We start from the raw sequence: 7,129 nt of genomic DNA on the forward strand, positions 1-7,129 counted from the left end.
AACTGCTTATTTTCTATGAAATTGAATTTATATCTGCGAGAAGTTTTTGGGACAATGTACCTGTCCCTCCGTCCCTAACACTCTGATCCAGCGTTTTCCCGACATGAAGCTGGCTGTTGAGAATGAAGAGCTGGAGTGGAGACCGGGCATGATTGTCAGAGGGGTTAAGGAAATTCCGTTAACCCTGGAATAAATCAAGCCAAATCATATCGCTTTTCGCTTTTTACTTCCCATTTTGTTCAGAAAATTTTATACTATTTCTGTACTCGAAATATTTCAGGTGAAGGGGAAATGATTGTATGAAATACCGCAGACTTGGCAGAACCGGTTTAAAGGTAAGTGAAATCAGTTTGGGAAGCTGGCTTACATATGGCAATACGACCGAAAAGGAAACAGCCATCGCAACGATTGATAAGGCGTATGAATTAGGAATCAATTCGTTCGATACGGCAAATGTTTATAACCGTGGAGAAGCGGAAAAGGTTGTCGGAGAGGCGCTGCGAAAGTATCCGCGTGAATCCTATGTGCTTGCAACAAAAGTGTTTGGAGTCATGGGAGAAGGCGTCAACGATTCCGGCTTGTCGCGCAAACATATCACAGAACAGCTTCACGCAAGCCTTCAACGTCTGGGACTTGATTATGTAGACCTATACTATTGCCACCGATATGATAAAGAAACCCCGATTGATGAAACATTAAGAGCGATAGATGACCTGGTTCGTCAGGGCAAGGTTTTATATGTCGGAGTAAGTGAGTGGACAGCGCAGCAAATTCAGGAGGCTTTGCATACATCAGATAAATACCTGCTAGACCGGATCGTGGTCAATCAGCCGGTATACAATATGCTGAACCGCTACATCGAAAGCGAAATCATTCCACTGAGCCAGGCAAACGGAATTGGACAAATTGTCTTCTCGCCGCTTGCTGAAGGAGTGTTAACAGGTAAATATTCTCGTGGAGGAAGCATCCCTGAAGGTACACGTGCATCTGATCCGAAAATCAACCGCTTCATTCAGGAAAAGCTGACGGAAGAGAATCTGAATAAGGTTGAACAGCTTCAAAAAATCGCCGATGAAATGGACGTCAAGATTTCACAGCTGGCTCTGGCATGGATTCTCCGCCAACAGAATGTTTCCAGTGCCCTGATCGGTGCTTCGAAACCATCTCAAGTCGAAGAAAACGTAAAAGCAGTCGATATCGAGCTTTCAGAGGATATACTGGCTAAAATTGAAGATATTCTCACATAACCCTTTGCCCCGCTAGTTTAGCGGGGTTTTTACATATTTAGATAGACTTCAATGCTTTATGGTTTCAAACGGCAAGTTAAATTTTTTCTATTACCAAGAAGATGTTCAAGCTATTAACCGCATTTTATTTTGTATAAAGTTTTACCTCCACCAAAAAAATCCAAAAATTTAATTTTCATTTTAGAATTCAAATTAACTAAAACATAAAAAATTAAATAACATTAAATATGGTAGTTTTCTTCCTATAAAAATATTAATAATTAATAAAAGCTATTTTGTATAAATACCTTTTAAAATTTAAATATAGTTTTTTATAAAAATTTTTTTATAAAAGTGTTTTCAAATAGTTTTATACATGGTATATTCAGGAAGTGTATTACCAAAAAAATGGAAGGGTGATTGTTTTGAAACATGCTAGAAAAGGATTTATTGTTTTTGTCCTTGGACTATCTTTTTGGAGCTATGGTCCTAAAGAAAATTTTGCCGATTTTTGGGGGGGCACAAAATACTGGGGTGGATATACCAATTATGTATATTCTGCTTCTGTTCGTAGCGGGGGATATGCAGCTACCTACGACTTAGCGAGAAATGGCTGGACAGGTGTGTCTTCGAATGTGAGATTTAATGATAGTACTCACGTGTATGCCGACAAATATCATGTGGGTTCTACGAGTACATCAGGTCTATGGGGTAAGATATTTCCTAGGAATCAAAATGGAACCATCCAAAATCTAGAATCTAATTGGACATATGTAGATGTTTGGGTTTATGACAATCAAATGGATCTTGATGATTTGTCAATAGATGAACGAACCAATGTTGCTTTGCATGAACTTGGACATAGTCTTAAGTTAGAGCATACACCAGATAATTATACTGTTACATCTGTTATGACTGCAAGGGGTAGCCAGTATTGGATTACTCCAAGGGAGTATGACAAAGGTGAATTAAGAAAAAAATGGGGAAATTAAGGAGAGAAAAATATGAAATTGACCAACATAAAAAAAATTATCTTACCAGCTTTAACAGTTGTAATGAGTTCAATTATTTTAGTGCAAAATTATTCTATAAATGAATTTAAAAAGGAAAATGTAAAAGTTAGTGATGAAAAAGATTATAAAACAATTTCAGTAGATGGGAAGTACAAGGTTTATAAAGATGTAAATGAACTTGTAGAAGATACAGAACTAATTTTATTAGGTTCACCTACAGAAGATTTTTCTAAAAGAAAGCATGTTGAAGTAATAAATGAGTTAGATAATTCAACAGAAGACGCTTATACATTGACTAATTTTAAAGTTGATAGAGTGATTAAAAGTCCTTCTAGTGAAGTATTTAACAAGAATAATATTATTGAATTTGTTGAACCTGTAGGATTAATGCAAGATTCTAACAAAATAAAAGTTAAAGTTGTATTAGAAGAATATTCCGAACTAAAGGAAGGAAGCAAATATATTATATTTCTAAAAAAGAATGCCTACGGGAAATATTCATTAATATTTAACAACTTAGGAAAATATAATATAGATAATACTGATCCAACTGATATGGGGCTAAATAATCATAACAAGGAGAAAAAGGACCGATTTAAAAAAGAAATTATTAAGTTATAATATGGTCTAAGAACATATTTTTGGAACATGGAAGGATGGAGAGATGAAAAACTTATTAATCGTTTTCAGTATTATCCTTGTTCTAACGGGTTGTGGACAGGCAAAAGGTACTGTAACTGGTGGTAGTAACGAGTTATCGAAGGATCAAAGTAACAAAGATATGCTTAGTAATCAAGAAATTGTCAACGCGTTAGAAGGTAAAGGAATTGCCCTTGATTCAATTAACAATGATAATTCGATTTTTGTTCAAGAACTTGTTAAAAAGAAGCCTGACACCTATCAGAGCGGGATGGACAAGTATTATTTTTACAACTACGAAAGTAATACAAAAGCAAATGAAGCTGTCAAGGAGTTCAATGAAAATACAGCTGCTATGAAGATAAAAGCTAGTGAACTTCATGTGATTAATAATGTTATGATAATTTATGTCTATGATGGACAATTAAAAAAAGAAAAGAGCAAATATCTCCTCGAAGTGAAACAAGAGCTCGAACTAAAGAATTAGAGATTCAATGGGAGTGGATCCAATAATCAGATTATTACAAATTGCAATTAAGTAAGTGCGGAGTGAAACAACCCCAAGGGAGCTCTAGATCAACCTCATGCTAGTTATTCAGCACCAGGTAGCTCCTCCACAAAGAAACATTCAGGGACATAGGTCAATTAATTTTTCTTTGTGTACAACTAACCTACATGTCGCTTTAAAATATCTTGACAAGCTTCATCTTCTGCAGCAAACCGTCTGATATATATCCTTTTGCCACACTCACTGTTATAAACAATCCATTCTTGTCCTTCATTTCCAAGCATACTTTTTGGTCAATTTCTTCAACCCATGGAGGCTGTAGTAGTAATTTGCATTTTTTGGAGATTAACATATTGTTAATGACGCTCTATAATGTCCTGAAACTGACGGCTCATTTTGTCCTAAACTTGACGGATTTATTGCCGCTTAAAGGTAAGAAGGGAGGCTTTTCAGTCCTCCCCAAAACATCTATAATTCTACTTCATAGGTTTCATTTTGCTTCAAATAAAATTGGACTTCGCCTTTCTTTCTTTCTTTCACTATCTTATATATCCGTATCTTTCCCACCTTAGCATAAGGAATTTTGTCATTCTCGTCTGCGATTCAAATAGTAAAAGGAGTTAATGTAGTGGAGTAACCTCTCAACATAGTTATCATTATATGTATATCAAAGTTTCTTAAAAACATAGAAACTGGTGGAAAACTAAGATAAAGCAATTGAGAATTAGAATGAAACTGAGTAGTCTATCACAAAAAAACCTTGATAGGCGCTTGGCCAATCAAGGTTAGCAAACTTTAATTTAGCATTTTCTGCTAGTTGCTTGTAAAAATACTTACATTCCATATGTTCATTATATAATAGTTTTATCCCTGTTTTATTTTCTCTTTCACTATAATGCAGCAAAACTCAATTTTTATTTAGGTTGCTTTCCTCAAAACTAAGTAGGCGGACGGATGCGAATTACATGCAGCTTAATCAACTTTCTTTTAATGAAACACTTTAAATATACCTAAGAATAATTGAACTAACGCAGCCTTTCTTATCAAAGATAGATTCTATGTTCCCCCAAGAATAATTATAAGGTTCATTTCCTAAAACAGATAACAGCCACTGGTCATGACTTTTTTTCTTGTTAATCTCAACTTCTTCAGACCAATTATCCCAAGATAGTCCTTTAATTGCTTCCGATAAATGGATCTTTTTAAGTTTCTCATTATTAAAATATAATGTTATCAGAAATTCTTTACCATTTATTTCATGTGTGTCTTTTAACAAATAGTTAGGTTCCACACTGCCTCCCTTGTATAAAGAAGTAGCCATAAATATACCAGGAGACATATTTGAATTTAAAACTATTTTTCCATCTTCCAATATTATAGAACCAAAATTTTCATCAATCATCATTTTCCACCTCTTATTTAAAGTTTGTAAGTCGCTGAGAATGAATTGGTTTAAGAATACCTTGCTCAATTAATACGTTTGCATCAGGTACAAACATCTGCGGTAAATTTCCAGGACCATAATCGGGGTTTGCTTCCGTGATACCGAATGCTACAGCAATATCATCATCTACAACATATGCAGTCATTCCAGGCCTATATCCAAACTTGGGATGCTTTTGTACTTGCAAGCCTTCAAACAAAGTTGTTGCATCATTACCAGATCGTTGAATAGCCCTCCCTGTAGTAAAGTATTCAGATCCGAAGGGCTCTCCCCTGTAGATTATTGTTCCTTTATTTAAGGAAATATCTCTATATCTATCAATTCCAGGATATGCACCTTGGCCTTGCCAACTTTTTGTAATTTCTGAAGGACTGATTTTTTCACCTTTAACCGTACCCTTATTACCACCATCCCCATCAAACCTCACAACCACACTACGCCGCAATTCTCCATAAAACGCCTGCGAGTCCATCACATTGTATGGGAGTCCGTTCACATTCCCTGGCACGCCAGATAATGCTGGCTGCAGTGGGGGTTGCGCCTCTGGGGTGTTGATTGGGACTTGGACATTCGGTAGCTTCGCGCTCTTGACTAGCTTATCTACCCCTTTTGTTCCGACGAAGGATAACCCTATCGTCGTCCCTGCATACGAAAACCATTCTGCTTGGCTTTTCGCATCTCCTTTTACGACATAACGTTCCCATGAGGTCGAGATCGCCTCCCATACCAGTTTCCCTGTTTCAACCGGATGACAAATCGCATGAATTGTGCCCTCAATGAATTCCTTTGGGCTTGTCACCATGAACACGAGTCCATCCCAGACGTCTAATTGACGGCTTTCCCTGCTTCTACTCTAATAACACATTAGAAGCTCTATTTACCCCCCCGGCAAACCAGGGGTTACCTAAACCAATAAAAAAAGGTCAATCCTAGTGGGATGTGACCATAATCGAGTTTATTCTGTACTAGGTAACCTATTTTTCAAATAAAAAATTCTTTTAGCATATTTTCGGCTTTATCCATTTCACCAAGCATTGGATTCATATAATCACTATACGATTCCAAATATGCCCTGACTGAACCACTAATCCTGAACATGTCTTTTTTCAGGTCTTCAATATTACTGTTCTCCAAAATATCATTAGCATGTTGATAACGTGAAATAATCATTTCGAGCATGGGTGTTGGTTGTGTTACATACTGTTCCTTTAAAAGAGCTAGTACCTTTCTTAACTGTATAAGTAACCTATCTCGCTTTTCATCTTTTGACATTTCCTTTCCCCCTCCTTATCTGCTTGGGACTTCCCTAATTTCTTTTATCCATTCATTTGGCCAATTCTGTGGCAGCAAAATTTGATCCCCTCCTCCTTTAAAAATCGTTTCCGTTTGAGTCATTTGTTGCTCTACTTTACCAATATTTAATTCTGTACCTTTAGGTAGTTCAATAACTGCCTCATACTGTCTACTATTCTTCCATTCTGGCAAAAGAGCAGAATCAATTTTGCTTGTTATTCTGTTTGAGGCAGGTACCGTAGTAGCGAAAGCACCATCTATTCCTGCCTTACCACCGAAAGTACGGTATACCATAATATTTTCATCCGTAATAACCGTTCTATATTGGCCATCTGTATATGTTTTTTTTAACCAGGATGGTAGTACCACTTGTTCCTTAATAGTTACCTTGTTATCAATTGCTGTAGCATATTTAGGATTAATATCCGGTACACCTTTACCCGTACCCTTAGCAGCTGCATCATCCAATCTACTCCCACTTGCGGCTACCCCATCTCCTTTGCCGACACTGTTTTTCATCCACCTTGCCAGTCCACTGACTCCGTTTTCGATGCTGTGGTTGTTGCGGCTTGGCTCTTTATTATGCCAATGCCGTCTGCGGCTAGTTCTTGTTTGGATCTTATCAAGTTTTTCGCTGATGTCACAGTCTTGTCCATGAATCTTGCCGTTTCGGTAATGTCATCTGCTACTTTTACCACAGCGTTTGACGGTCACCTTAAGGATATCTCCAACTTGTCTCAACTCTTGTTGGACTCGAAATCGGGATATTTTGTTCCTTGTTTCATTATAATTGGCGCCATGTTAGAATCAAAAGAAAAAGAGCCCCCAAAGTGGGCTCTCAGGCTGTCGAGAAACTCTCGACAGTCTTTTATTTTTTTCTTTTACTTTCCCAATTCACCGCGTTAATTTGGTATAATATAGGTAATAACTCTAGGATGGTGAATGGGATGTTTAAACCAAAAAGAGAATCACAAAATGAAGCGGAATTTGTTTTTATTGAAGATTT

At 36.8% G+C, this 7,129-nt stretch carries 8 protein-coding genes; 4 read left to right on the forward strand and 4 right to left on the reverse strand.

All coding sequences use genetic code 11. The features are described 5' to 3' along the window. The first annotated feature begins 299 nt into the window (after window positions 1-299). From GJU40_RS20005 to GJU40_RS20020, 4 genes are all read left to right on the forward strand, one after another. The gene (locus tag GJU40_RS20005) at window positions 300-1,247 is read left to right on the forward strand and encodes an aldo/keto reductase family protein (protein ID WP_154309817.1); all 948 of its coding nucleotides are present in this window, start codon (window positions 300-302) and stop codon (window positions 1,245-1,247) included. A gap of 404 nt (window positions 1,248-1,651) precedes the next feature. Then, on the forward strand, window positions 1,652-2,218 hold the full coding sequence (locus GJU40_RS20010; protein ID WP_154309818.1) for a zinc metalloprotease: 567 nt from the start codon (window positions 1,652-1,654) through the stop codon (window positions 2,216-2,218). A 12-nt stretch (window positions 2,219-2,230) separates the two neighbouring features. Continuing rightward, entirely contained in the window at window positions 2,231-2,860 is a 630-nt protein-coding gene (locus GJU40_RS20015; protein ID WP_154309819.1) for a hypothetical protein, read from the forward strand. Window positions 2,861-2,903: 43 nt separating this feature from the next. Continuing rightward, a complete protein-coding gene (locus GJU40_RS20020; protein ID WP_154309820.1) occupies window positions 2,904-3,365 on the forward strand; it encodes a hypothetical protein in 462 nt (153 codons plus the stop codon). A 1,021-nt stretch (window positions 3,366-4,386) separates the two neighbouring features. On the opposite strand, the gene GJU40_RS20025 is transcribed toward GJU40_RS20020, so the two are convergent. The 4 genes from GJU40_RS20025 to GJU40_RS21160 all read right to left on the reverse strand — a co-directional run bounded on the left by GJU40_RS20025 (window position 4,387) and on the right by GJU40_RS21160 (window position 6,642). Next, window positions 4,387-4,791, reverse strand: coding sequence for a hypothetical protein (locus tag GJU40_RS20025; protein WP_154309821.1), 405 nt, complete (start codon window positions 4,789-4,791; stop codon window positions 4,387-4,389). Window positions 4,792-4,801: 10 nt separating this feature from the next. Further along, window positions 4,802-5,632, reverse strand: a complete 831-nt coding sequence (locus tag GJU40_RS20885) for a hypothetical protein (RefSeq protein ID WP_212029918.1) — start codon at window positions 5,630-5,632, stop codon at window positions 4,802-4,804. Window positions 5,633-5,811: 179 nt separating this feature from the next. Next, window positions 5,812-6,102: a hypothetical protein gene (locus tag GJU40_RS20035; protein WP_154309822.1), complete on the reverse strand. Its 291-nt coding sequence runs from the start codon at window positions 6,100-6,102 to the stop codon at window positions 5,812-5,814. Window positions 6,103-6,117: 15 nt separating this feature from the next. Continuing rightward, a complete protein-coding gene (locus GJU40_RS21160) occupies window positions 6,118-6,642 on the reverse strand; it encodes a hypothetical protein (protein WP_246188451.1) in 525 nt (174 codons plus the stop codon). Window positions 6,643-7,129: the final 487 nt, after the last annotated feature.

The sequence above is a fragment of the Metabacillus lacus genome (assembly GCF_009674805.1).
Lineage (GTDB): Bacteria > Bacillota > Bacilli > Bacillales > Bacillaceae > Metabacillus_C > Metabacillus_C lacus.